Annotated in this window: 25 protein-coding genes and 1 pseudogene; 16 read left to right on the forward strand and 10 right to left on the reverse strand. The window is 39.9% G+C overall.

What is annotated here, in order from left to right; genetic code table 11:
• Positions 1-264 precede the first annotated feature (264 nt).
• From OO184_RS13415 to OO184_RS13490, 16 genes and pseudogenes are all read left to right on the forward strand, one after another.
• A complete protein-coding gene (locus OO184_RS13415; protein ID WP_265379619.1) occupies positions 265-939 on the forward strand; it encodes a LuxR C-terminal-related transcriptional regulator in 675 nt (224 codons plus the stop codon).
• A gap of 656 nt (positions 940-1,595) precedes the next feature.
• On the forward strand, positions 1,596-2,264 hold the full coding sequence (locus OO184_RS13420; RefSeq protein ID WP_265379620.1) for a helix-turn-helix transcriptional regulator: 669 nt from the start codon (positions 1,596-1,598) through the stop codon (positions 2,262-2,264).
• Between the two features lie 393 nt (positions 2,265-2,657).
• Positions 2,658-3,375, forward strand: a pseudogene (locus OO184_RS13425) (Na+/H+ antiporter NhaC family protein); the annotation flags it as partial.
• Positions 3,376-4,166: 791 nt separating this feature from the next.
• Positions 4,167-4,859, forward strand: coding sequence for a PAS domain-containing protein (locus OO184_RS13430; RefSeq protein ID WP_265379621.1), 693 nt, complete (start codon positions 4,167-4,169; stop codon positions 4,857-4,859).
• 50 nt (positions 4,860-4,909) lie between these two features.
• Complete coding sequence (locus tag OO184_RS13435; protein ID WP_265379622.1) at positions 4,910-5,590, forward strand: helix-turn-helix transcriptional regulator; 681 nt, start codon at positions 4,910-4,912, stop codon at positions 5,588-5,590.
• Positions 5,591-5,620: 30 nt separating this feature from the next.
• Positions 5,621-5,797 carry a hypothetical protein gene (locus tag OO184_RS13440; protein ID WP_376712563.1) on the forward strand — a complete coding sequence of 59 codons (177 nt, stop codon included), beginning with the start codon at positions 5,621-5,623 and terminating at the stop codon, positions 5,795-5,797.
• Entirely contained in the window at positions 5,782-6,462 is a 681-nt protein-coding gene (locus tag OO184_RS13445; protein ID WP_265379623.1) for a helix-turn-helix transcriptional regulator, read from the forward strand. Before OO184_RS13440 ends, OO184_RS13445 begins: the two co-directional genes overlap by 16 nt.
• Before the next feature lie 30 nt (positions 6,463-6,492).
• On the forward strand, positions 6,493-7,176 hold the full coding sequence (locus tag OO184_RS13450; RefSeq protein ID WP_265379624.1) for a helix-turn-helix transcriptional regulator: 684 nt from the start codon (positions 6,493-6,495) through the stop codon (positions 7,174-7,176).
• 28 nt (positions 7,177-7,204) lie between these two features.
• The gene (locus OO184_RS13455; RefSeq protein ID WP_265379625.1) at positions 7,205-7,885 is read left to right on the forward strand and encodes a helix-turn-helix transcriptional regulator; all 681 of its coding nucleotides are present in this window, start codon (positions 7,205-7,207) and stop codon (positions 7,883-7,885) included.
• Between the two features lie 30 nt (positions 7,886-7,915).
• The gene (locus tag OO184_RS13460) at positions 7,916-8,596 is read left to right on the forward strand and encodes a helix-turn-helix transcriptional regulator (protein WP_265379626.1); all 681 of its coding nucleotides are present in this window, start codon (positions 7,916-7,918) and stop codon (positions 8,594-8,596) included.
• Positions 8,597-8,626: 30 nt separating this feature from the next.
• Positions 8,627-9,307, forward strand: a complete 681-nt coding sequence (locus OO184_RS13465; RefSeq protein WP_265379627.1) for a helix-turn-helix transcriptional regulator — start codon at positions 8,627-8,629, stop codon at positions 9,305-9,307.
• A gap of 29 nt (positions 9,308-9,336) precedes the next feature.
• On the forward strand, positions 9,337-10,017 hold the full coding sequence (locus OO184_RS13470; protein ID WP_265379628.1) for a helix-turn-helix transcriptional regulator: 681 nt from the start codon (positions 9,337-9,339) through the stop codon (positions 10,015-10,017).
• Between the two features lie 29 nt (positions 10,018-10,046).
• The gene (locus OO184_RS13475; RefSeq protein ID WP_265379629.1) at positions 10,047-10,727 is read left to right on the forward strand and encodes a helix-turn-helix transcriptional regulator; all 681 of its coding nucleotides are present in this window, start codon (positions 10,047-10,049) and stop codon (positions 10,725-10,727) included.
• A 30-nt stretch (positions 10,728-10,757) separates the two neighbouring features.
• Positions 10,758-11,438, forward strand: coding sequence for a helix-turn-helix transcriptional regulator (locus OO184_RS13480; RefSeq protein ID WP_265379630.1), 681 nt, complete (start codon positions 10,758-10,760; stop codon positions 11,436-11,438).
• 30 nt (positions 11,439-11,468) lie between these two features.
• Entirely contained in the window at positions 11,469-12,140 is a 672-nt protein-coding gene (locus OO184_RS13485) for a helix-turn-helix transcriptional regulator (RefSeq protein ID WP_265379631.1), read from the forward strand.
• A 145-nt stretch (positions 12,141-12,285) separates the two neighbouring features.
• A complete protein-coding gene (locus tag OO184_RS13490; RefSeq protein ID WP_265379632.1) occupies positions 12,286-12,981 on the forward strand; it encodes a helix-turn-helix transcriptional regulator in 696 nt (231 codons plus the stop codon).
• Positions 12,982-13,220: 239 nt separating this feature from the next.
• Here the strand turns inward: OO184_RS13490 and OO184_RS13495 are convergent, their stop codons facing one another.
• From OO184_RS13495 to OO184_RS13540, 10 genes are all read right to left on the reverse strand, one after another.
• Positions 13,221-14,318 carry an aminotransferase class V-fold PLP-dependent enzyme gene (locus tag OO184_RS13495; RefSeq protein ID WP_265379633.1) on the reverse strand — a complete coding sequence of 366 codons (1,098 nt, stop codon included), beginning with the start codon at positions 14,316-14,318 and terminating at the stop codon, positions 13,221-13,223.
• A gap of 224 nt (positions 14,319-14,542) precedes the next feature.
• Positions 14,543-15,898: a YhfT family protein gene (locus tag OO184_RS13500; RefSeq protein ID WP_265379634.1), complete on the reverse strand. Its 1,356-nt coding sequence runs from the start codon at positions 15,896-15,898 to the stop codon at positions 14,543-14,545.
• A 10-nt stretch (positions 15,899-15,908) separates the two neighbouring features.
• The gene (locus OO184_RS13505) at positions 15,909-16,268 is read right to left on the reverse strand and encodes a DUF2620 domain-containing protein (protein ID WP_265379635.1); all 360 of its coding nucleotides are present in this window, start codon (positions 16,266-16,268) and stop codon (positions 15,909-15,911) included.
• Between the two features lie 12 nt (positions 16,269-16,280).
• Positions 16,281-17,171 carry a phosphotriesterase-related protein gene (locus OO184_RS13510; protein ID WP_265379636.1) on the reverse strand — a complete coding sequence of 297 codons (891 nt, stop codon included), beginning with the start codon at positions 17,169-17,171 and terminating at the stop codon, positions 16,281-16,283.
• Between the two features lie 58 nt (positions 17,172-17,229).
• A complete protein-coding gene (locus OO184_RS13515; RefSeq protein WP_265379637.1) occupies positions 17,230-18,408 on the reverse strand; it encodes a YhfX family PLP-dependent enzyme in 1,179 nt (392 codons plus the stop codon).
• Positions 18,409-18,524: 116 nt separating this feature from the next.
• On the reverse strand, positions 18,525-18,884 hold the full coding sequence (locus tag OO184_RS13520; protein WP_049581901.1) for a hypothetical protein: 360 nt from the start codon (positions 18,882-18,884) through the stop codon (positions 18,525-18,527).
• Positions 18,885-18,908: 24 nt separating this feature from the next.
• Positions 18,909-19,814: a GntR family transcriptional regulator YhfZ gene (yhfZ, locus tag OO184_RS13525; protein ID WP_265379638.1), complete on the reverse strand. Its 906-nt coding sequence runs from the start codon at positions 19,812-19,814 to the stop codon at positions 18,909-18,911.
• A gap of 152 nt (positions 19,815-19,966) precedes the next feature.
• Positions 19,967-21,637: a PTS fructose transporter subunit IIBC gene (gene fruA, locus OO184_RS13530; RefSeq protein ID WP_265379668.1), complete on the reverse strand. Its 1,671-nt coding sequence runs from the start codon at positions 21,635-21,637 to the stop codon at positions 19,967-19,969.
• Between the two features lie 72 nt (positions 21,638-21,709).
• The gene (gene fruB / locus OO184_RS13535) at positions 21,710-22,837 is read right to left on the reverse strand and encodes a fused PTS fructose transporter subunit IIA/HPr protein (RefSeq protein WP_265379639.1); all 1,128 of its coding nucleotides are present in this window, start codon (positions 22,835-22,837) and stop codon (positions 21,710-21,712) included.
• A gap of 694 nt (positions 22,838-23,531) precedes the next feature.
• Positions 23,532-24,152, reverse strand: a complete 621-nt coding sequence (locus tag OO184_RS13540) for a tyrosine-type DNA invertase (protein ID WP_132344959.1) — start codon at positions 24,150-24,152, stop codon at positions 23,532-23,534.
• Positions 24,153-24,612: the final 460 nt, after the last annotated feature.

The following is a 24,612-nucleotide window of genomic DNA, read 5'->3' on the forward strand; positions in this document are numbered from 1 at the left end:
GTTTACTTATTAAATGATTTAATTAATAGTGTATTTTTTCCTGAGAAAAAATTGTCACTCTATGCTATGTAACCAAGTTATTTTAAGTGAAATTATTACTTAAAACATTTAAATAACCTCTTAAGTAATCAGCAAGGATTTACTATGCAAAATATAAAAAGTAAACTAAACAGTATCACTTTAATCTTAAGTTATATGAAGAATAAAAATAGAGCCATTTGAATACATAAATTATATCTAATAAGCTTAAAACAGGTCTTAATCATGAAAAAAATCAATGAAACATATATTTCACCACAAATAATAAACACAATGGAAGCAAGCAATGAACCGTGGGGAATCAAAGATAGAAATTCACACTTTATTTATGGTAACCCAGCCCTAAAATCTATTCAAAACATTCCAACGTCATTTGATTATGAAGGGCTTTCTGATGACGAACTTCCTTGGAGTGGCGCGGAATTTGCAAAAGAATTTATTGATCATGATAAAATTGTCATGACAAAAGAGAAAAGAGTTTGTTCACTCGAAACATATACATATGGAAAAGAAAAAACCTTATTTTCTTACTTTCAAGAGAAATTACCACTATATAATGATACAAATGAGTGCATAGGCATCTTTTTTCATGGATGGAAAGCCAAAGATTTTTCATTAATTAACCTATATCAATATTATAATGTTCTGCCCACATCTATTATATTCCAACCACCAACAGATACTTTTACCCAGCGTGAATGGGATATTATTTTCTTCTTTTTACAAAAATACACCAGGAAACAGATTGGAAAAATATTAAATATTGCTTATCGTACAGTTGAATCCCATATGATTAATATATATCACAAGATAGGTGTCGGCTCCAGTCAACAATTGGAAGAATATTGTCTCATCAATAATTTTAAACGCTATGTACCCGAAAAATTTTTACTATCTTAATAACTATTTTTAGTCATAAAGAACATGATTACATAGTCTATCGCTGTCGGTATGATGCAATTCCACCATCAATGGATAATGATATTATCTCAAATTATACTGGCAGCATTTCTATATATAAAAACATTAGCTAAATGAAAAATTTAAATTTTAGGGAAATAATAATACCCTGTTACATTTACTCATATTTAAATCTCAACTCTTAAATAAAAACGAATCTTATTAACAGAAATGAATTAGCCATTTCTCTCTACCAATATCGTAGTTTTTCTGAAAATCACGATATACCCGTCATCTTTCAAGTTGCCTCTTTGTTGGCTGCGCTCACTCACCCAGGTCACATAGTTCTCTATGCTCCCGGGGATTCACTCCCTTGACGTCGCGATGCATCTTGAAATCCATAGGGTATATTATGATATTTTTAACTAATAAATCATCCTCATATATTATAAAAAATGTCGTTAATTATATTAAGAAAGTTCACTTCAAATAAAATCCACAATGACATATACAATTAAACGACTCTCGTAATAAAAATAACCATAATAATTATTTTATGAAAAAGTCTGTTATTGCTAGCAATAAAGTATTAAACTGACAATATGATTCAAACATATCACAACTTAAACACAAATTGAGTAAAAAGGAATAATAATATGAGTAATCACATAACTATATCATCTCAAATTATTAATACACTGGCCGCAAGCAATGATCCTTGGGGAATCAAAGATAAAAACTCATGCTTTATCTACGGCAATATGGCATTAAAATCTCTTCAGAACTTTTCAAATGCATTTGAATTTGAGGGATTTTATGAAAATGAACTTCCTTGGGATAGCGCCAAATTTGCGGAAGAATTTATTAATCATGACAAAAAAGTAATGGAAAAACAGCAAAGAATATGTTCAATCGAAACCCATGTATTTGGTAGAGAGCAAATCCTGTCGTCTTACTTTTTCGAAAAATTACCTTTTTACCATAAAGATGAAGATTGCATCGGAATCATATATCATGGTTGGAAAGCACAAAATCACTCATTAACCTATTTATATCAATACCACGACAAACTTCCTCCCTCAATTATGCTCCAACCACCAACCGATCTTTTTACTCAACGTGAATGGGATATCATTTTTCTCTTTTTACAGAAAAATACCAGAAAGCAGATTGGACGGATACTAAATCTAGCCTATCGCACGGTTGAATCTTATATGACTCAGATATACCATAAGATAGGTATTAATTCTAGCCAACAACTGGAAGAGTATTGCCGAACTTATAATTTCAATCACTATATACCGGAGAGGTTTTTATTGTCTTAGATTACGTATTTATTCCCGGCTTTTACATACTGTTCTCCTCCATTATTAATGGAGAAATAACCAGCCCTGTTGGAATATTTTTACTTGAAAATATTATATACCCTATGGATTTCAAGATGCATCGCGACGGCAAGGGAGAGAATCCCCGGGAGCATAGCGAACTATGTGACCGGGGTGAACGAGTGCAACCAACAAAGAGGCAACTTGAAAGATAACGGGTATAGTTATATTCAATAATTTTTAAAGGTTATATATCAACCCATCAGGGCTGAAAAAATCTTCCTTATTACTATTCCGTTAACAAATACATAGGATAGATGTTCATAACGATGGTTTGTAAAAAAAGCATTCTGCTTTATTTATATAAATGCTGAATCTATTAAAGCCAATAATTTCGGCGATAAAATTTCACCGTTATCTGACTCGACTAACTTCGCCGCCATCGTTGCCGATATTGATCATTACAGTCATGTTCAACATTTGATTTATATCACTATCCCAAGCTTTATTTAGCCGCCATTGTTTATCTTATTGTTGGTCATACAAGCTTGACAGGCAGCGTGGCAACACCTGCAAGAGTCACCGAAATCATACAATCTCTTGAAAGCCTGCATCACTTCAATTTATTGCTGATTTTGCCACCGATATTGGTTTTGTGGGGAGCAATAACAAAACGTCCGGTGATACCAATCATGTTGGCTGCTTGCGTATTAGCTATTGCGATTGGCATAGATCTTCAAGGATTCGCGCTTAAACAGGGCTTTAATACGTTGATAGACAGTTTCAATCTCTCAGTGTTCTCTGAACAAGGACTCAACATCACCAGTATTGTTAGCGATGTCCCTCGTTTACTCAATCGCGGTGGTATGAATCTGTCACGGACAATAGAAGAAGGCTGTACCGTTATTGAACTTTGATGCCCTAGACTTCCGTCGGTATTTACATGGCGACTACATTAGGTGTCAGTACGCTTAAGCTACTACCCTAAGCTATCCAATGCCATACCGCTCTTTTTTTAGCACTCATTTATGGCTTTACCGGTTTCGGTCGCGAGTGCAGCCAACAAAGAGACAACTTGAAAGATGACGGGTATACACCAACGGCATATTAAGGATAGAAATGATCAGGATATAACCTTTGACGTTACTTCACCGGCACTGCCAAAACAGAAAATCACTGATAAAAACACGGGAAATGGGGTAAGAACACAATTGCGATAAACATCTAAGTGGAATTTGAAATACAACTTTATATCTTGAGCTATACCATTTTAAGTAAGTTTTTTATTTAATTATTCTTCAAAAATTTAATTTTATAGAATTTACCTAACCTTAATTTTATTTAAGAATAGCTATTGTCAGCAGCAGACAAATTCAAACGCAGTTTTTAGACTGAAAACTTCATATAGTTGATTATTCTGACAATTCCAAAATATATTTTACCGAATTACGATGGCCCGTATATGCCGTTTAAAAAGCATTCTTTAATTGATCGAATATTATTCCGATTAAATGCCATTTTTTCGCCGTTATTCTATCCCAAAGATAACACCTTCTTTTTCATTCTATTACCGATCATCGTTATAACAACTGCTCCCTCATACTTCGGCTAATGGCGGAAAGTTTTTGACCTACATCACTTAATTACTTATGACTTAAAAGTCTAATTCATTAATTTTATTGTTTAGTAAGCAAACTAAAATGTTTTATACAAAAATAGTATTTTACGTTATATTCATTCAAGTTAAAAATACCATTATATAACAATAAAAGGTTTAATTAATAAATATATGTATTTTGACGAGCAAGTTATTATATTCTATTATATGACTAAGGAATTTTAAGTATAATTAGTTAACAAACTTGTCAGATAGCAACTGAAATAATTATTCAGGAGTCACCAATGCAACATATAAAAAACAGACCTAATAATATCACCCCACAATTAATTCATATGTGGGAAAACAGTGATGAACCCTGGGGAGCTAAAGATCTTCAATCAAGATTTATTTACGCTAATTCCGCCTTTTATCAACTCCTCAATTTACCGGAAGATTTCGATATTACCGGGCTTTCAACAGGTGAATTACCCTCGCCTATTGCAGAATATGAAAAAGAATTCCACCGTCAGGATCAAAAAGTTATTCAAACAATGCAACGCGTTACTTCACTAGAAACGCATCCATTTGAAAAACATAAGATTAAACAAATCTATCTTTGTAATAAATATCCACTTTGTGATGAAGATGGCAATTGTATTGGGATCACTTTCCATATGTGCAAAACCCAAAATTTTTCTACTGCTTACTATTATGAAAAAACCCCTCCGGCAACGTTGGAATTTATCGCGCCTAATGACAAATTGACGCAAACTGAATGGGAAGTTCTCTTTCTAACTCTACACTCATTAGATGAAGAGAAAATCGGTGAAGAGTTAATGATAAGTACCGAAGATGTGGTTAATCATATTCAATCAATTTACCAAAAATTCAATTTACCACTACATGCAGAATTAAAAGATTTCTGTAGAGAAAATAAACTTGACCTTTATATTCCAGCAAGATTCGTCACTATTGGTAGTTTAGAGTTAAATTGATTATAAGATCAATAAATTAATTTTAAGACCAGAAAAATAGGAGTGATAACATGGACAATAAGCTAATTATTTCACCTCAGGTTATTAATACCATGCAGAAAAGTAATGAACCTTGGGGAATAAAGGATAATAATTCATGTTGGGTTTTTGGTAATAAAGCATGTAAATTTTTTCAAAATTTTCACAGCTCATTTGATTACGAAGGGAGGTATGATCATGAACTCCCTTGGGATGGCGCTGAGTTTGCAAAAGAATACGTTATTCATGATCAAAGTGTGATTAAGAGCGAAACAAGAGTATGTTCGCTTGAAACACACATGTACTATGATCATAAATTCTTGTCATCTTATTTTTGTGAAAAATATCCGATATATAATGATGATAACAAATGTGTCGGTACCATTTTCCACGGATGGGAAGCTCAGGATTTCTCATTCACCCGGTTATTTCGTGGAAAACTGCCAGCATCTATATTATTTCAACCACCAACTGATTCATTTACCCAACGGGAATGGGATGTTATTTTCCTGATATTACACAAGTATACCAGCAAGCAAATCGGTAGAATGCTAAATATTTCCTATCGTACGGTTGAAACCCATATTTCACGCATATATAAACGCATTGGCGTTCATTCTAGTCATCAATTGGAAGAGTATTGTCGCACAAATGATTATGATCTCTATGTACCAGAAAGGTTTGTACATCCAGAAAGCAGAATGTTTCTTTAGCTCTTAGATTACAAAGGAACTTTTACTAATATGAAGAAGAACTATGCAATATCACCTCAAATTATTAATACAATAGAAGTGAGCAATGAACCGTGGGGAGTAAACGATAGTTCTTCAAATTTTATTTACGGCAATTTAGCTACAAAAGAACTTACTGGTAATTTTAAGGCCAGAAAAATAGGAGTGATAACATGGACAATAAATTAATTATTTCACCTCAAATTATTAATACAATGGAACAAAGTAATGCTCCCTGGGCAATAAAGGATAAAAACTCATGCCACATTCATGTCAATCAGGCATGTAAACGTCTTCTCAATATTTCATGTTCTTTCGACTTTGAAGGACTTTATGATCATGAGCTTCCCTGGGATGGAGCCGAATTTGCCAAAGAATACATCGATCATGATCAAAAAGTGATGGAAAAAGAAGAAAGAGTATGTTTGCTTATAACACATACATTTGGAAAAGAACAAATTCTTTCTTCTTATTTTTTTGAAAAACATCCTCTTTATCACGAAGACGGAAGCTGTATGGGAACAATATATCATGGCTGGCAAGCTCAGGATTTCTCATTCACCCGGCTATTTCATGGAAAATTGCCCGCAAATATTATGTTCCAGCCACCAACTGATTTATTCACTCAACGGGAATGGGATGTGATTTTTCTCATGTTACACAAATATACCAGTAAACAAATCGGTAGAATGTTAAATCTTTCCTATCGTACGGTTGAAACCCATATTTCACGCATATATAAACGCATTGGCGTGCATTCCAGTCACCAATTGGAAGAGTATTGTCGCTCAAACGATTATGATCTCTATGTGCCAGAAAGATTTGTGCATCCAGAAACCAGAATGTTTCTTTAACTTTTAGATTACAAAGGAACTTTTACTAATATGAAAAAGAACTATGTCATCTCCTCCCAGGTTATTAATACAATGAAACAAAGCAATGAGCCCTGGGGAATAAGAGATAAAAACTCATGTTTTATTTACGGTAATTCAGCAACAAAAAATCTTATTCATAATTTCAAAGAGTCATTTGATTATGAAGGATTTTATGATCATGAATTGCCTTGGGATGGAGCCGAATTCGCCAAAGAGTACATCGCTCATGATCAAAGGGTGATAGAAAAAGAAGAAAGAGTATGTTCACTTATAACATGTACATTTGGAAAAGAACAAATTCTATCGTCCTATTTTTTTGAAAAATACCCTTTTTATCATGAAGATGGAAGCTGTATAGGAACGATATATCATGGCTGGCAAGCTCAGGATTTCTCATTCACCCGGCTATTTCGTGGAAAATTGCCCGCAAATATTATGTTTCAGCCACCGACTGATCTCTTTACTCAACGGGAATGGGATATCATTTTCCTCATGTTACACAAATATACTAATAAGCAAATCGGTAGAATGTTAAATATTTCCTACCGGACGGTTGAAACCCATATTTCACGCATATATAAACGGATTGGTGTACATTCCAATTATCAATTAGAAGAGTATTGTCGCTCAAACGATTATGACCTCTATGTACCAAAAAGATTTGTGCAATCTGGCAGCAGAATGTTCCCTTAACCATTAGATTAAAAGGAGTTCCACTGATATGAAAAAGAACTATGTCATCTCCCCCCAGGTTATTAATACAATGGAGCAAAGTAATGAACCCTGGGGAATTAAAGATAAAAACTCATGCTTTATTTATGCTAACCAAGCATGTAATCGTGTTCAAAATATTTCACGTTCCTTTGATTACGAGGGCCTTTATGATCATGATCTTCCTTGGGGTGGTGCCGAATTTTCTGAAGCTTACATGGCAAATGATAAAATAGTCATGGAAAAAGAAGAACGAACATGTTCGCTTGTAACACATAAGTTCTTCAAAGAACAAATTTTGTCATCTTACTTCTTTGAAAAATACCCTCTCTATCATGAAAACGGAAGCTGTATAGGAACGATATATCATGGCTGGCAAGCTCAGGATTTCTCATTTACCCGGCTATTTCGTGGAAAATTGCCCGCAAATATTATGTTCCAGCCACCGACCGATCTCTTTACTCAACGGGAATGGGATGTCATTTTCCTCATATTACATAAATATACCAGTAAGCAAATCGGTAGAATGTTAAATATTTCCTACCGGACAGTTGAAACCCATATTTCGCGTATATATAAACGGATCGGTGTCCACTCCAGTTACCAATTGGAAGAGTATTGTCGCACCAATGATTATGATCTCTATGTACCAAAAAGATTTGTGCGCCCAGAAAGCAGAACGTTTCCTTAATTCCTTAAATTAAACGGAGTTGTTACTAATATGAAGAAGAACTATATCATCTCTCCCCAGGTTATTAATACAATGGAACAAAGTAATGAACCCTGGGGAATAAAAGATAAAAACTCATGCTTTATTTATGCTAATCAAGCTAATTATCGCGTTCAAAATATTTCACGTTCCTTTAACTATGAGGGCCTTTATGATTATGAACTTCCCTGGGATGGCGCCGAATTTGCTGAAGCTTACATGGCAAATGATAAAATAGTGATGGAAAAAGAAGAACGAACATGTTCGCTTGTAACACATAAATTCTTCAAAGAGCAAATTTTATCATCTTACTTCTTTGAAAAATATCCTCTCTATCATGAAAACGGAAGTTGTATAGGAACGATATATCATGGCTGGCAAGTTCAGGATTTTTCATTTACCCGGCTATTTCATGGAAAATTGCCCGCAAATATTATATTTCAGCCACCAACTGATTTATTTACTCAACGGGAATGGGATGTTATTTTCCTCATATTACACAAATATACCAGTAAACAAATCGGTAGAATGTTAAATATTTCCTACCGGACGGTTGAAACCCATATCTCGCGTATATATAAACGGATTGGTGTTCACTCTAGTTCTCAGTTAGAAGAATATTGTCGCACCAATGATTATGACCTCTATGTACCAAAAAGATTTGTGCATCCAGAAACCAGAACGTTTCCTTAATTCTTTAGATTAAAAGGAGTTGTTACTAATATGAAAAAGAACTATATCATCTCACCCCAGGTTATTAACACAATGGAGCAAAGTAATGAACCCTGGGGAATAAAGGATGAAAACACACGTTATATTTATGTCAATCAGGCATGTAAGCGTCTTCAAAATATTTCAAGTTCTTTTGACTACGAGGGACTTTATGAGTATGAATTACCCTGGGATGGAGCTGAATTTGCCAAAGAATACATGGCCCATGATAGAAAAGTGGTGGAACAGGAAAAAAGAATATGTTCACTTGAGACACATGTACATGGAAAAGAACAAATTCTATCATCCTACTTTTTTGCAAAATATCCTCTTTATCATGAAGATGGAAGCTGTATGGGCATTATATATCATGGCTGGCAAGCTCAGGATTTCTCATTTACCCGGCTATTTCGTGGAAAACTGCCAGCATCTATTATGTTCCAACCACCGACCGATCTCTTTACTCAACGGGAATGGGATATTATTTTCCTTTTTTTACAAAAATATAACAATAAGCAAATCGGTAAAATGTTAAATATTTCCTACCGGACGGTTGAAAACCATATCTCACGCATATATAAAAGAGTGGGTGTTCATTCCAGTTATCAATTGGAAGAATATTGTCGCACCAATGATTATGATCTCTATGTACCAAAAAGATTTGTGCAACCTGGAAGCAAAATGTTCCCCTAGCCATTAGATTAGAAGGAACTCACACTAATATGAAGAAAAAGTATACAATCTCTCCTCAGATCATTAATACAATGGAGATAAGCAATGAGCCCTGGGGAATAAAGGATAGAAATGCATGTTTTATTTATGCTAATCAAGCATGTAAACACGTTCAAAATATTTCATGTTCTTTTGACTATGAGGGGCTTTATGATTATGAACTTCCTTGGGATGGGGCCGAATTTGCTGAAGAATACATGACTCACGATAAAATGGTGATAGAAAAAGAAGAAAGAACGTGTTCACTCATAACACATGTACATGGAAAGGAACAAATTCTATCATCTTATTTTTTCGAGAAATATCCTTTTTATCATAAAGACGGTAGTTGTATTGGCATTATATATCATGGTTGGCAAGCTCAGGATTTTTCATTCACCCGGTTATTTCATGGAAAACTGCCAGCATCTATTATATTCCAACCACCGACCGATCTCTTTACTCAACGGGAATGGGATGTTATTTTCTTCATGCTACAAAAGTATACTAGTAAACAAACCGGTAGAATGTTAAATATTTCTCACCGTACGGTTGAAACTCATATTTCACGAATATATGAAAGAATTGGTGTTCACTCTAGTTACCAATTAGAAGAGTATTGTCGCATGAATGATTATGATCACTATATGCCAAAAAATTTTATTCATCCGAAAAGTAGAATGTTTCTTTAACCTTTAGATTAAAAGGAGTTGTTATTAACATGAATAAGAAATATGCAATATCATCTCAAGTTATTAATACAATGGAGCAAAGTAATGAACCCTGGGGAATAAAGGATAAAAACTCATGTTTTATTTATGTCAATCAGGCATGTAAACGTCTTCACAATGTTTCAAGTTCTCTTAACTATGAGGGACTTTATGATTTTGATATTCCTTGGAATGGTGCCGAATTTGCTAAAGAACATGTGATCCAAGATAAAATGGTGATGGAAATGGAAGAACGAATATGTTCACTTGAAACACATACATTTGGAAAAGAACAAATTCTATCATCCTACTTTTGTGAAAAATACCCTATTTATCATGAAGATGGTAGCTGTATAGGAACTATATTTCACGGTTACCAAGCTCAGGATTTCTCATTCACCCGGCTATTTCGTGGAAAACTGCCAGCCTCTATTATGTTCCAGCCACCGATCGATCTCTTTACTCAACGGGAATGGGATGTTATTTTTCTCCTATTACACAAATATACCAGTCAGCAAATCGGTAGAATGTTAAATATTTCCTATCGTACGGTTGAAAATCATATTTCACGCATATATAAACGGATTGGCGTTCACTCCGGTTATCAATTGGAAGAATATTGTCGCACAAATGATTATGATCTCTATGTCCCAGAAAGGTTTGTGCAATCTGGCAGCAAAATTTTCCCATAACCCTTAGATTACAAAGGAGTTGTTGCTAACATGAATAAGAGCGATGCAATATCATCTCAAGTTATTAATACAATGGAGCAAAGTAATGAACCTTGGGGGATAAAGGATAAAAACTCATGTTTTATTTATGGTAACCTGGCATTAAAATCTATTAAGAATTTTTCAAATTCATTTGAATTTGAGGGACTTTATGATCATGAATTACCTTGGGCTGGGGCTGAATTTGCCAAAGAACGCGTAGACCATGATAGAAAAGTGATGGAAAAAGAAAAAAGAATATGTTCACTTGAAACACATTTATTTGGGAAAGAGCAGATTCTGTCATCCTACTTTTGTGAAAAATACCCTCTTTATCATGAAGATGGTAGCTGTATAGGAACTATATTTCACGGTTACCAAGCTCAGGATTTCTCATTCACCCGGCTATTTCGTGGAAAGCTGCCAGCATCTATTATGTTCCAGCCACCGACCGATCTCTTTACTCAACGGGAATGGGATGTTATTTTTCTCCTATTACACAAGTATACTAGCAAGCAAATGGGTAGAATGTTAAATATTTCCTACCGGACGGTTGAAACCCATGTCTCTCGTATATATAAACGGATTGGCGTTCATTCTAGTTACCAATTGGAAGAATATTGTCGCACGAACGATTATGATCTTTATGTCCCAGAGAGATTTGTGAAATCTGGCAGCAAAATTTTCTCATAACCCTTAGATTACAGAGGAGTTGTTAATAATATGAAGAAGAACTATGCAATATCACCTCAAATTATTAATACAATGGAGATAAGCAATGAACCGTGGAGCATAAAGGATAGTTCTTCAAGCTTTATCTATGGTAATCCAGCGACAAAGAGGTTTATTCATAACTTTAAAGCGTCATTTGATTATGAAGGACTTTATGATCATGAACTACCTTGGGATGGCGCTGAGTTCGCCGAGGAGTTTATGATCCACGATAAAAACGTCATGGCTAAAGGTGAAAGAGTCTGTTCACTTGAAACCCATGTATTTGGACAAAAGCAAACTCTGTCATCCTACTTTTGTGAAAAATTACCTCTTTATCATGACAATGGTAATTGTATGGGAATTATGTACCATATGTGGCAAGCCAAGGAGTATTCATTGACCTACCTATATCAATATTATGATAAATTACCGTCATCCATTCTACTCCAACCACCGTCTGATCTTTTTACTCAACGGGAGTGGGATATTATCTTTTTCTTCTTACAGAAACAACCCAGAAAACAGATCGGGGAAATATTGAATATCACCCATCGTGAGGTTGAAGAACATATGGCAAGGATATATCGTAAAATCGGGATTCACTCTGACCAACAATTGGCAGAATATTGTCACGCCAATAACTTTAATCATTACATCCCAGAAAGGTTTTTATTGTCTTAGATTACGTATTATTTCCCAGTTTCTACACACTACCTTTGTTAGTTATTTATTGATAAAATATACGGCCCTATGGAAATAGGCTTTTTTCAACGGAAAATTTCCATTCAATAGTTTAAAAAAGCAATAATTATCTTAAAGGATATTTATGAATAAATCAGGATTAAAAAAAGTCCCTTTGATTACACCTCAATTTACACTTATATGGGACAAAAGCCCTGAACCGTGGTTCGTAAAGGATAAGGAATCTCGCTTTATTTACGCAAATACTCATTTTATTAAAGCTAATAAGTTACCTGAAAACTTTAATGTTATTGGGTATACCGATGATGAATTACCTACACCCGTTAATGGTTTCGCTCACCATTTTAAAGAACATGATCGTAGAGTGTTAGAATGTATGCAACGAGTATGTTCTGTTGGCACTTATCCTCAGGGTAATGGTCGACGACCTAAATCCTATTTTTGCGAGAAATATCCATTGTTCGGGGAAGATAATCAATGTATCGGCATTATTTCCCATGCCAGAGAAATAGAGCACTTCACAGTGTTCCATTATATTAAAAGTAACACCCCAATATCTGCCTGTCCCAGACCACCTAATGATTTGCTAAACGAGAAAGAGTGGATGGTTATTTTTCTATTTTGCTGTGGTATGAATAATAATGATACCGCCATTGAAATGAATGTTACATGCCATACTGTGGAAAAACATTTTGAAAGTATTTACGAAAAATTATCTGTCAACTCAGTGACAGAGTTACGATCACTTTGCAAAGAACATGGCTATGACCTCTATATGCCACCAAGGTATTTTCTATCCATAGGCCATTTTATATTATAAATAAATTAATTTTTCCATTAACTGTTACTCACATCATTTATTAATTTTATTAACAATAAGGAATACCATTAATGACATCGCCGAATTTTATATTCATTCAGGATTGATAAGCCTTGATATCGATTTCCCCATATTCAGAAAATATTGCACATATTTTGGATGACAGACGATATATACCGCCGATTACGGCGGATGTTACTGCATCCAGAATAATCTTCTGTCTGTTTTTTAGCCTTTTATTACCGCGAGGCGACGGCCTGCGCACAGCTTTGACTCAAGAGCCTTATCACTGTCTCCGTACCACTTCGATTGGGATTTATCCTTATCATCCGTTTCTCTAACGTGGGATCAGATTGACGGAATGTACCGGACAACCGATAAAACAGTGGCGGGATGTCAAATTTCGATTCGGCGCCTACCGGATAAGGCAGCGCACCAAGCTTATGAGCAATACAAAGTACTTGTTCGGCAATCTCATCATAAAACTCCACCAGCAATACTTTCGACTGTGCATTGGCGATAAGCGCCTGTTTTACCTGCGGAATAACGCCCTGATTCAGCCGAGCCACTAATGTTTCACTTACCTGAGCCTGCACAGCATGCATCACCGGAGCAAAGACCAATCCACGCAATACTTCTAATGCCTGAAATCCCTGTACCTGACTGCCACCGGAATACATACTACGCCGGATGCGCTCTATTGCCGCTTGTTGGCCTACCACAACACCGACACCTTGTGGGCCAAACAATTTAAAACTGGAGAAGGCCGATAATGCAGCCCCCCATTCACAACCGATATATTCCACTTTCATGGCGGCATAGCTATCGTCAACCAGAACTGGTAGTGATTTAGCATTCAGCAGTGATATAACCTCTGCCAATTCATAAGCATCATCAATTTTCTGTCGCGTGTGTTGTACTAACCCCGCTACCGGCGAATGTTGCAAAATCGCCGCCCGTATTTGCTCGGGTTGATTAAAATCAGCCCGTACCAGATGTAAACCCATCTGCTCGGCAGTAACCGCTGTCGAGGGATATAACGGCGCATCATGAACTAACAGGCTATCGCCCGCGTTAAGTAATGCCGCTAGCCCACAACGTATTGCGCCAGTTCCTGCCCCTTGCACTAACACGGCAGCCTCGGCGGAAAAGAAATCCGCAATAACCTGTTCAATGCGTTGTGTCACTTGCGGCCGATTCAATCCCGGCACCAGCCCTAAATCTCCCGTGGTGAGAAAATCCGCACCGGGAAAATGGCGACAGATAATATCAACTAAACGAAACTGTTTGTGCTGCGCCTGTTCCATACTCAGACTAGGTAATGGATAGGTGTTCAATATCTGCTCTCCCTCACTATCTGTTCTCCTGTATTATGTGTTCTTCCGCCCTTTCCCCTCTATTTTTATCATCACAAAATAAAGGGGATACTTATACCCTATGGATTTCAAGATGCATCGCGACGGCAAAGGAACGAATTCCCGGGAGCATAGCGAACTATGCGACCGGGGTGAGTGAGTGCAGCCAACAAAGAGGCAACTTGAAAGATGACGGGTATATTCAATTAACTGATTCCTACCAGATAGATGACGTTAGCCAGTACACCAACCACAATCGTTGCAATCGGCCCAATCGCCATTTCAACCAAAGGACGTTTAGCAGTACGGTTGAGTAGATAAATACCCGCTACCACCATAAATCCCATGCCCGGCAGAATAGCGTTGGAAGCTATCATTCCTCCCACCAATAAGGCAACTTCCAACATGCGGGTAATAACGGTACGAATATGCTCACCACAAGCTTTAACTCCGGGATATTTATCCAACCAGATAGCAATTCTTGCCAGTAGTTTGATTTCCACAAACATAATCACACTGCCAGCAATGAAGGCAATCCACAGATTATTTGTCACTAATCCCGCGACAAACACAAATTTCATGCCGACCGGGCTATAAACCCCTGTAGCAATAGCTGTCATACCGACTAACGGCACAAAGCTGATCGCTCTGGCAAGCGCCACCAACATGGCGTTAGCCCCTTCCCCCTGCGCCATCAGTTGTAGTGATACAGGCCCTTCCGCCAGCAGACTAAGCGACATCGAAGCCGCTACAGCAGTCAATCCTCCGCTGAATACCAGCAACCAAATGTTATTTTGAATACGCTGTATCCGCGTGGAAAATAATCCAACTAACATCTCATTCGCCCCCTTGGCCGAAGCAGATTCCTCGCCAGCTTTGGGCGCACGCTGTTTCATAGCAAAATAGAACATTACTATCATCGAAATCAGTAGGGCTATCCCGTTAGGGTCCAACTGCACCGGTTTGCTCAGGGCGCCGCCAAAACTCAATGATCCTACCGCTTTTGTCGCGATATACCCCACCAATGTCGCAATCAGCACCCATATTCCTTTGCCATATCCGTATTGATAAGCCACAACAATCGCAGGAAATAATGCAAAGCAGGCCACGATAGGATCGCCAACTTTACTCAGGTTACCCATGAAATTAACCGGCAAATGGGCAAAGATATCGACAACAGATCGTAAACCGGTCATCAAGGCAATGGCATACAGCGCCCCCAAGATAGCGGAAAGTATGAAACCTTTTTTGCTGTTTGCGCACCAGGTACCAATGACATCGGTTCCCAATAATAAGCTATGCACCAAAATAATCGGGGCGGTCAGCGAAAACGGAATCCCAAAGCCGATAACCAGACCAAAACTCAGAGCAAAACTGGTGGCAGCCAGGGTCTTACGATTCATACGCCCTTCCAGATGTTCCGGCATTAAAGGACGTAGCCCATCATGAAATACCGCAATACCACGGTTAGCCATCATGGCGGATATCCCGCCGATCACCGCCAACAAACCAGCTTTAAATGGATCAATCTCCATTAAACGGGTGAAAAATTCATATTCCATTTTCCTGTCCTCATGAAGAAAAAATAGCCTTGATAATCACCGGAATAACTGCGTCCATATCCTGACCAGTAAAACCAAATACGGTTTTCCCCGCATTAACATGTGCAATAATTTCTTCATCAGGCAGGATTTTGCCTGGCATACTGACGGTGACGCATTTATCAATGCCAACAATAGCAATTGCCATTGCTAAGGCGCCTCCACCCGTATTACAAGCACCCAAATAGTAATCCGCATTACCACTCTTAAGCGCCATAGCGGCATCTATGTCGCCCATCACGGTAATGGATAAGGCTTTATCCCCGGCCAGACGGCGTAAAGTTTCAGCAATTTTTTCTTTCTCAATTTGTCCTCCAATAACAAATCTCATAATGCTTTTCCTTTATTTGAAAAATAACGTTGGGTTATCACGTAACATCAAATCAATATCGGTTTGCGTTAATCCAGCCTGATTTAGCATCGGCACAAAGGTGGTGATCAAATAGGCAAAACCATTGCCGCCATTAGCTTTCAAGTGAGAACGACGGGTAATATCCATCGATAACATGACACGGTTAAGTAAGCCACGCTGGGCCAAGGTCTGTAACATGGCGATCCGCTTTTCATCCGGGTAATAATCGTTTTTGCCAATCGTGTCGAACTGGATGTAGGCCCCCTGTTCAATGATGCGCAAAATGTTGTCCAGATTATCTTTAAGATCACAGTGACCAATAACTACGCGCTCAGCATCTACACCGTGCTTTTTCAATAACGCCAGTTGTTCAAGGCCCATCGTGCTTAATGTCGTATGTGTCGAAACAGGGCGCCCAGTTTCCAAATGAGCTATAGCCGCAGCATGAAATACTTTCTCTTCATCAGGCGTAATTACCCCCTTGCTGGAACCAATTTCCCCAATCACTCCGGCTTTCAGCGTTGTACCGTCGATACCCTGTTCAATCTCAGCGATCATTTCATCCGCCAATTGTCGAGCTGTGGTATGTGCTACATGCTCAGGAAAAAAAGCAGATTGGTAATAGCCAGTCGAAACTATTACATTAATGCCGGAGTCCCGCATCAGATCCAGTATAAACTGTGGGTTACGTCCCATATAGCGATTGGTCATCTCCACAATATTGTGTACACCCAAGCTGACCAATGTTTTCATCTCTTCACAAATCAGGTCGTACTGATCCAGCCGGCAGTCAATGTTGTTTTTAAATGATGATAAGTCGAGATGTAGGTGCTCGTGCGCATAGGTATAGCCAGATGCATCAATTCTGTTTTGCTGAGTCATAAGTAAGACGGTCCGAAGATAAAGAGGATAGAGGTGAAGAGAATAGAAATGCATCTATTCACGGGTCGTTTTCTCCATTAATCGAAATAGGGTTCCCCTGGCTGTCATAAAGCCCTTCCAATACCGGATGTCCTGACTGGATACCGCTAACCAACGCCACATCACTGCGTGTAGCAAATATCTGAGTACGAAAGCACAACATAACAGCACTGCCGACCGGAAATTCACCGCTCAGGGGGAAATGGTAATCAATACTGGTGTCATCCATCGGTAACAGGTGAGTGGAGGCGATCTGGCCGTTTGGCAGGAATATCAGTGCACTATGCGCCCGTCCACGTCGATAATAACCGCCGCCATAACAGTAGCTGTTACCGTTAAATCGGTGGGATATTTCCGTCAGATAGAGCATAGCAATACGTTCTGGTTGTTCCCCCCGATAATTGGCAAGGATTGTTCCTGTTAGCGCATGTCCAGGCTCGGTATGGGTAACACCGTATTTTGCCAGTAACGGTAGTGTGCTACAGCTTGAGGCCGACGGCGCATTTATCTGCGTCACCTCAATCCCTGCCTGTCGTAAAATGTCTTTTGCTTTCAGTAAAGTAAATAAGTTCGGCGCCGGCAGTGTCTCTTGCTGGACGTCCTGCCACAGCAGGCAAGGAAAATGTGTCAACCCTGTCAGCTTTACACCGGGCATCGCCATAATGCGCTGAACGACGGCGTTCAATTCCGACAAATGAAAACCTGCTTCCTGACCAGGATATAAATGATCATGATCATCATAGATTTTCAGCATAATGCATTGCACATTTCCCTCACGCTGCGCCAGACTGGAAATTTCCTCCGCTTTTTCTAAAGAAAATATTGTGATCACTTCCGGATGTTGCTGCATCACTGAGGAGACCATATTGCGAGGGATCTGTACCAGATGGCCTACATGAATCACAGGGATCTTCCTGCTCATCAAGACTCTGGCTTCTTTAAAATCCACCGCGGTGACGCCCTGATAACCCAGTTCTATCAGTTTACGCGCCAACCAAGAGTTACGCCCAACCTGTTTGGTCATCAGGTAGAGAGCAATACCATGATGCTCCGCTACCGCAAGCAACCGTCTGGCATTGTCTAAAACCTGATCAACGTCAATAACATAAGTATCAGGCAGTAAAGCCCCTCGCGCCCATAACATCTGGGCTGCCTCAATCAGTGCCGGATTTTGTTTGTTCAGCGCATGCATAAACATGCTGTACCTCCTGTACTTCTTCGGCGATCAATGCCACCATTAAAAGCTAGATGTTAAATCATCATTTTTTTGAATATTTGATGGAAAAAAAAAATTTCCCTCATCTCTGCGGTGGTTTACCACTGCTCCTTTGCCACCCAAAGGCTAAACAAATTTGCCAGCAGGTATCCCTCCTCACAGGGATGTAATTGCACGTCAAAATGTGTCAGTAGCGAAGCGTTAACCGCTTGCAAATGAGAAAAGACACTCGATTGACGCATTTCCATCAGCAGCTCAATATCCATTGAACTGATTTGTTCTCCCCGGCGTGAGCGCATCAACGCGTTAGCCATATGTGTTATTACAATTTCTCCTAGCGCATTCCTGACAGGAATTTCCCAATCATTTTCAAGCTGCGCCACAACCTGTAACATGCCATCGCAGATATCCTGATCAATGACATTTCCCTGACAGAGCAGATTCAGCCGATTTTCCATTTCGTTAACGCCATCCATGCCAAGTTAATAACTTGGGTCCTGCTGGCCTGCCAGTACACGTTGTTGATGAGCCAACAACTCTGTTTTATTCACCATAGTACGTAAAAGTTGTTGAATCAGAATGTCATCAGTCCTGGTTAAAACCACCGCTTCAGAGGCCTGGATAAAACATGCGCTTCCACGGAGCGGTACTGCAATAAGATCCCTGGAACTCAGTTCAATTTCTCTGCTAACGTTCCAGATCACTGCATCAATGTCACCTTTCGCTACCTTATACAAGCTCTCATGATAAGAGATATCCACCAACGTAATATCCTGCCCGGCAAAGTACACTTCAGTCATGATCTTCTGGTCAGCAGAACGATGATCCAGCCCAACACGACAGATATTATGTTCACCTCCTTTACGATAAATCAGTTGGTGCGCACCAACATAGGTATGTGGCCCCAATTCAAGTACAGCGCGGACATCACCTTGTTCCAGATAAGTTTGCGCCGCCAAATGTGATACCACCGCCAAGTCATAAATACCATCACGCAGGCATTCCACCCTAGCATCTGAACCTCTCATGTGGGCGAAGTAAAACGGAATGCCCTCAAATTGCGCTTTCAAGCCGCTCGCCAATCCTTCATACAATCGGGTATAAGGCAACGGCATTGCACAAACCACGTTACTAATATCAGCATGGGATAGCAGCGCTTTGTGATCCACACTGACCAAATAGCTGCCATTGCGCCCCCGCCGTTCCACGTAAACCGCGCCAGAACTCTCCAATTTTTTTAATGCAAACTGAACTATCCCAACAGATAACCCATAGTCAGACGACAGCTCTTCAATCGTCTTCAATCGATTACCACAGTGCTCACCTAGCAGATAACGCGCCAGACACGCCTGAGCAACCCCCTCTTTTTTCAACAGCCCACGACTCATAATAATTCTTCATTTTTTTGAATGTATTTATATCTAATTTAAGCAGGCAAATAACAATCGGAAAATAGCAAGAATGCGAACGAGGTCACGAATAAAGAGGTAATTTCTTGCAATTTCAATTAGTTTAGTTTGATAACTAATAATTTCTGTATTTATGCTTTAGTCGTGGTCGTTTCTGGACGCTTAAGTAATGCATAGATCAATCCTGCCAACAGGGTACCGACAACAATCGACATCAAATAACCCACTATTGGCGTGATAGCACCTGGGATCAACAGCACAAACAGGCCACCGTGCGGCGCCATCAACTGCGCACTCACTGCCATAGAGATCGCTCCTGTCACCGCACCGCCAACGATACAACATGGGAGCACTCGCATCGGATCGCGGACAGCAAAAGGAATCGCGCCTTCGGAAATAAAACACAGCCCTAGCACCAATGCAGCTTTACCACTTTCCCGCTGAACGTTATCGAACTTCTGCCGGGCAATCAGCGTCGCTACCCCCATTGCCAATGGTGGAACCATCCCCGCAGCCATAATGGCAGCCATTGGCGCATAGGTCTGTGAGCTAAGCAAACCGACGCCAAACGCATAGGCGGCTTTGTTTATCGCTCCCCCCATATCAGCACACATCATCCCACCCAAAATAGCCCCTAGCAGGAGCGCGTTGGTTGTCCCCATATTAGAAAGCCAGTACGTTAGTCCCGACATGATACCGGCGGCGGGTTTACCAATAACGTAGATCATAATCAGGCCAGTGATCAGGCTGGCAAATAGCGGAATGATCAAGATCGGTTTCAACGCTGCCATACTCTGCGGCAATTTCACTTTGGTATTAAGCAATTTCGCAATGTAACCAGCGAGAAAACCCGCAATAATACCGCCAATAAATCCCGCATTCGTGCTAGTTGCCAACATGCCGCCAATCAAACCGGGCGTCAGACCTGGACGATCAGCGATCGAGAAAGCAATGTAACCTGCCAGCACAGGGACCATCAGAGCAAAAGCTGAACCACCCCCGATTTGCATCAGCGCGGCTGCCAATGTACCTGGCTCTTTAAATGCAGTGATGCCAAAAGCAAATGACAGCGCGATACACAAGCCACCCGCCACTACCATCGGCAACATATAAGAGACGCCGGTCAATAGGTGACGATAGATGCCGCTACTCTCTTCTCCTTGTCCAGTTTTAGTACTATTCTGCCCTGCCGGCTGGAAAGGTTTAGCTTCGACCAGCGCTTTATCAAACTCCTGCGCTGTTTTCTTCAACGCCAGCCCGGTGGAGGTACGGTACATAGGTTTTCCTGCAAATTTCGCCAGATCTACGTCAATATCTGCCACGATCAGCACCAGATCCGCTTTTTCCACCTCTTCCGGCGTAATAATGTTGCCCGCACCGACCGAACCGCGAGTTTCCACCTTTACCCACCAGCCGCGTTTTTTAGCTTCGATTTCGATAGCTTCAGCGGCCATAAAGGTATGTGCCACACCAGTAGGACAAGCAGTAACCGCAACAATGCGTTTTGTATCACAACTAATATCAGTTGCTGATACCTGGTACGGTTGTGCATCAGTTTTCGCCCGCTGAAAGAAATTTTCCGGCGCATGTAACGCCAATTCCGTGTCGCCGTGATAAACAAGCTTACCGTTCAGTGCGTTATCGGTGAGGATGCGACTGCCGGTCATGACCACCAAATCGGCTTCCGCTGGATCTTCTGTTAGTATCAGTCCGTTTTTCACCGCAGCGGCACTGAGAACTGTTTTCACCAGGTAACTTCCGGCAAGCCCGAGTGAAGGATCAATGATAAGCAGTGTTTTCATCATGCTTCTCCTGATGTTAGCTAAAAGGGTTGTAGATAGACGCGCGCCATTATCACTGTCAATTGGGGGTTTTTACTTACACGGCCCTTCCCCCAAACCGGAAACAATCGCTTCACCAATGGCAGCTATCGCCTGCTGCGCATCATCGCCATTAGCAGTAACATGAAGCCGGTGCCCTTTTTTGGCGCCCAATGCCATGATTTTCATCAGACTACGGCCGTTTACCGGTTGACCGGCGCCATCAAGATTGATGATAGTAATTTCGCTGGAAAATTGCCGGATAACATTAACCAACACAGCGCCAGGACGAGTATGTAAGCCATGTTCGTTGCACAGAACAAATTCCCCGTTGGATATCGTGCTCTGCGCCTGTACGCCACTGGTCAGTAATGCCAGCACTGTCGGCGCATCAGCTTTCAGCAAATACTCCGTTTTTTGCGCTAATAACAAGTTACTTAGGTGATGCAACACATTTAGCGGCTGGTCGTCAGCAACCGCAACGGTCAACAACATCACCACCGGTTCGTTGTCCCGCGTGAACAATCGGCTCACTGCCACAGCGCTGGTTAAATTACCGTCGGGACTATCGCTTAGCCAAATGCCCTGCCCAAGATCCAACGGTTTACTGTTAATCACTTTGCTGACAAAGGTCGTATCCACAGCCCCCACTTGCTGTAACCGGCCGGCATTTAATGCCTGTAGTGTCATCAGATCGCGGGCGTTAACATCTAGCGTAATCAGGCTGGTATCGAATTTAAACTCAGGCTGCTGAACTTCGCCCATTAGCAAGCTATGCAGTGCCTGTGCTGATTCAATTGTTCTTAGCTGACTAGCAACACGATCATCGCTCAGTAAGTGTGTTAACTGACGCAGTAATGCCAAATGCTCATCGGAACGTGCTGCGATACCAATAACCACATAACACATCGCTCCTTGATCCCATTCAACACCCTGTGAAAAGTGAAATACCTGTACATCGGTTTTCATTACCAGATCGCGGGTATCTAGCGTGCCATGCGGAATGGCGATACCGTTGCCAAGGTAGGTGGAAATTTGCTTTTCACGTTGCAACATGCCGTCAACATAGGCATCACTGACGTTGCCATTCGCGGCTAGCATGGCCGCCACTTGGCGAATGGCATCCTCTTTACTGGTCGCAATTGCACCAGTATGGATATTTTGCAGAGCCAACTGGAACATAATTTTCTCCCTATTGCCAAAAATAGAATCGTTTCAGTTTACGTAGAGAAAAAAGCATTAAGTCCAATAAAAAAGAAAAAGGGATAAAAAAACTGAAACGTTTCAACGAGTGTGAAACATGACTAATTTTCATTCAATACTTATGTGAAATAAAATCGCAATTTTTTGAGATTACTCACATTTTTCCTACCATCGTTTTTTGCCTATCTCCCAGCCCAAGAGATCTGGTAAACCAATAACTCGCTTGCCATTCACCAATCCTCCTAAATTGATATAGGCTTACGTCAGCACTGGCAATCAAAGAAATAAGTTATTAAACCAAAATCAATAAGATTATTCACATACTATTTAAATAATACCAATATAACAATGCAATAATTTATATACTAGCAGATTATTATTCCATTTTGGGCAAAAACAAAGCCATATCAAGCAATTAAGTTCAAGAAATGGTTTCAAAAAAACCTTTTGAAAAAAGGAGACTAGCCTGATGAGCAAATTAGATTCGTTGGATTGTAAAAAGGGAAGCTAGCCCTACAGTACTACAGCAATGGGACAATGGGACAATGGGACAATGGGACAATGGGACAATGGGACAATGGTTAAGGAATTTTCAGCATGAGAATATTAAAAGTCACGCTATTTAAGATGGTTTTTATGTATGCGCCTTAACAGGCGCATACATCAGAATCGCTTATTCAATTGAACAAGCATTTTCCTTTGGGACATAATCAAAGTGTAATTCTCGATGCCGATTCCTTTTCACACCCCAAACACCGTGGAAACGCTCCGCATTACTGGCGGTATACCGCACAGTATGGCGAATATTACTGTGTCCAAGATAGTCTTGTATCAACCGAGTATCTATCCCCCTATCTGCAAGCGCAAAACCGCAGGCATGGCGCAACATGTGCGGATGCGAATCTACGGAAATATTAGCCAATCGTCCTAATTGGCTAATAATTTGATAAATGCGCTGGCGAGTTAGTGGTCTCCCAGTACGTGACAGAAATAACCAATCACTTTCTGCCCCCCGAAAGGTTTTACGGACTTTAAACCACTCCCTGATCGCCTGGATTTCATAGCCTAAAAGAGGATGAATAGTAGAAAATCCGCCTTTTAAACGTCGGATGTACAAACTTCCATCTTCCAAATCCAGATCAGATAACCGTAGATACCTGGCTTCACTAACACGTAAGCCATGAACAAAACTCATGTATACCAGACAATAGTCGCGCTCCCCATTAGGGCTCTTCTTCGCCATTTCCAGCATTCTTTCCACTTCGTATTGCGTTAGATGTCTTCGTTGACCCATTATGGTCTATCCCAAATATTTTTTATTTCAACGCATGTAATACACTGCATTATCTGTAACTGATTAAGACCCGGAACCAACCCTAAATCCCCCATAGTAATTAAACCTGCGCCAGAATGACGGCAGATGACTGTATGAAACTGCTGTTTCTGTACTTGATTTATGCTCAAGCTGCGTAACGGATAGATATTCAATGTCTGCTCTCCGGTAATCCCCCTATTCTTACCATCACTAGATCAAAAGAAAAATAGTGATTCAATTAACCGACTCCCACCAAATAAGGCTTTTGGCTTGAATTACCAACAAAAATCGCTGCGATAGGCCCAATAACCATTTTAACAAAAGGACATGTCAGTCAGATTGATTTCTGATTCAAATCACTTAAGGAAGGATGTTAATGCAGCAATGTTTGTCGGCTTCCGATAAACATTTATACCCGTCATCTTTCAAGTTGCCTCTT

The organism is Photorhabdus aballayi, assembly GCF_026153155.1.
GTDB lineage: Bacteria > Pseudomonadota > Gammaproteobacteria > Enterobacterales > Enterobacteriaceae > Photorhabdus > Photorhabdus luminescens.